Genomic DNA, 2254 nt, shown 5'->3' with positions numbered 1-2254 from the left:
GGTGCCCGAGTGGCGCCCCGCCGCCGTTCGGCGGTGCCCGGGTGTTCCTCGTCGTTCAGCCGTTCGTTCAGCCGTGGCCGGTGGCGTCGCGGACGAGCAGTGCGACCTGCACGCGGTTCGCGCAGCCCAGCTTGGCCAGGACGCGGCTGACGTAGGTCTTGATCGTGCCCTCGCTCAGGTGCACCCGCTCACCGATCTCGGCGTTCGACAGGCCTTCCGCGACCAGCGCGACGATGTCGGACTCGCGTGGCGTGAGAACGGCCAGCCTGCGTGCCGCGTCCTCCCGGCCGGGGTGCCCGCCGACCATCCCGAGCACCTGCCGCGCGACCGCGGGCGACAGGTAGGCCTCACCGGCGTGCGCGGCGCGGACGGCGCGGATCAGCTCGTCCGGGGCGCAGTTCTTCAGCACGAACCCGTCGACACCCTGGCGCAGCGCCCGCCGGACGTTCGCCTCATCACCGAACGCGGTCAGCAGCACCACCCTCGGGCCGCTCAACGCGGCGGCGGCGGTCAGACCGTCCACCACCGGCATGGCGAGGTCGAGCAGCGCCACGTCGACGCGGTGGCGGCGGGCGGCGTCCAGGGCCTCGCGGCCGTCGGCGGCGACGGCGACCACCTCCAGGTCGCCGGCCGACTCCAGCACCGCGCGGATGCCCGCCGTGATGAGCGGTTCGTCGTCCGCGATCAGGACCTTGATCACGCGCCGACCCCGGCCCGGTCCGCGGCGAGGGGCAGCACCGCGACCACCCGGAACCGGCCGCGCTCCCGGTGCACGCGCACCATCCCGCCGACCGACTCGACCCGCCGCGCCAAGCCCACCAACCCCGTGCCACCACCGGAGCCCACCGCTCCTGTCCCGCTCCCCGGGCCCCCGGTCGGGTTGGTCACGCTCACCAGCAGCGCGTCGGGCTGCCAGTCGAACGACACCACGACCGGCTCGCCGGGCGCGTGCCGGACGGCGTTGGTGAGCCCTTCCTGGACGACCCGGTAGGCCGCGTGCCCCGCGTCGCGCGACTCCAGCGCCGCAGCGGACCCCGACCGCTCCACCGCCACCGCGACACCCGCCCGGCGGAACTGGTCCACCACCTCGTCGACGCCCTCCAGGCCGGGCGGGTCACGACGCAGGGTCGCCACGACGGCGTGCAGCTCGTCCACGGCGGTGCGCGCGGCCTGCGCGAGGTCGCGCGCCACCGGCCGCTGGTCCGCCGGGAGCGGGGCCACCTCCAGCGCCGCCGCCTGCACCGACACGACGCTGAGCCACCGGCCGAGGGAGTCGTGCATGTCCACCGCGATGCGCAGCCGTTCCCGCAACCGCTCCTGCTCGGCGTGCAGCCGCCGTTCCCGCCGCGACCGCTCGGCCTGCCTGGTGAACTGCACGCCCGCCACCAGCGGCAGCGCCACCAGCAGCAGCACGCGGCCCAGCGCGGGCCACGGGTCGGGCGACAGCTGCGGCATCGGCACCAGCAGCGCGACCGGGTAGGCGGCCGCCGTCACCGTGACGAGGGCCAGGTCCCGGCGTGACGCCGCGCGCCGCCCGGCCTGGTAGCTCGTGCACGCCAGCAGCGCCAGGGATCCGCCGGTGGCCAGCGCCATCGTCACCGCCGCCAGGAACGCCGGGAGCGGTCGGCGCACGGCCACGAGCATCACCAGCGCGGTCAGCGCGGCGCAGGCGACCAGGCCCCCGCCGGAGGTGCCGTCCAACGCGCGCATCCCGGTGTCGGCCACCACCACCGCGAGCAGCAGCGCAGTCCTCGCCATGCCCGCCACCCTAGCCATCCACTTTGGTGGACACCGCCGACGACGATCGCGCACAGACCCGGCGGCGCGGCCTTCCTAGCGTGGACCGGGTGATCAAACTCCTCCTGCCGCTGCTGCTGGTCGTGCCGCCGCACGCCACCCCGCCGCCGCGCACCCCCGACTGGCAGCCGTGCCCCGGCGACAGCGCGGTCGCCGCCGACTGCGCCGACCTGCCCGTGCCCCTGACGTCGACCCGCACCATCACCCTGAAGGTCGCCCGCCTGCCCGCCACCGGTACCCGCAAGGGCACGGTCATGGTCAACTTCGGCGGGCCGCAGGGCGACCAGATCGCCGTCCTGCGGTCACGGCCGCAGCTCTTCGCCAAGATCCGCGAGTCCATGGACGTGGTCACCTGGGACCCACGCGGCTACCCGGGGCTCAGCGGTCCGGCGCGGGGCTGCGACTGGGCGGTCCTGCGCACGGCGCGCTTCGCCGCCGAGCTGGGGGGGGGCGACGC

2 protein-coding genes and 1 pseudogene are annotated in these 2254 nt (G+C 75.8%); 1 reads left to right on the top strand and 2 read right to left on the bottom strand.

The features are described 5' to 3' along the window. Positions 1 to 67: 67 nt before the first annotated feature. The gene (locus AB0G02_RS36015) at positions 68 to 700 is read right to left on the bottom strand and encodes a response regulator transcription factor (RefSeq protein ID WP_360803688.1); all 633 of its coding nucleotides are present in this window, start codon (positions 698 to 700) and stop codon (positions 68 to 70) included. Next, positions 697 to 1758: a histidine kinase gene (locus AB0G02_RS36010; RefSeq protein WP_360803685.1), complete on the bottom strand. Its 1062-nt coding sequence runs from the start codon at positions 1756 to 1758 to the stop codon at positions 697 to 699. Before AB0G02_RS36010 ends, AB0G02_RS36015 begins: the two co-directional genes overlap by 4 nt. A gap of 89 nt (positions 1759 to 1847) precedes the next feature. Between AB0G02_RS36010 and AB0G02_RS36005 the strand changes: the two are divergent. Continuing rightward, a pseudogene (locus AB0G02_RS36005) lies at positions 1848 to 2254 on the top strand (hypothetical protein); the annotation flags it as partial.

The organism is Actinosynnema sp. NPDC023658, from assembly GCF_040639995.1.
Classification (GTDB): Bacteria; Actinomycetota; Actinomycetes; order Mycobacteriales; family Pseudonocardiaceae; genus Actinosynnema.
The sequence above is the reverse complement of the archived record's forward strand: the minus strand, read 5'-3'. Positions and strand labels throughout refer to the sequence as shown.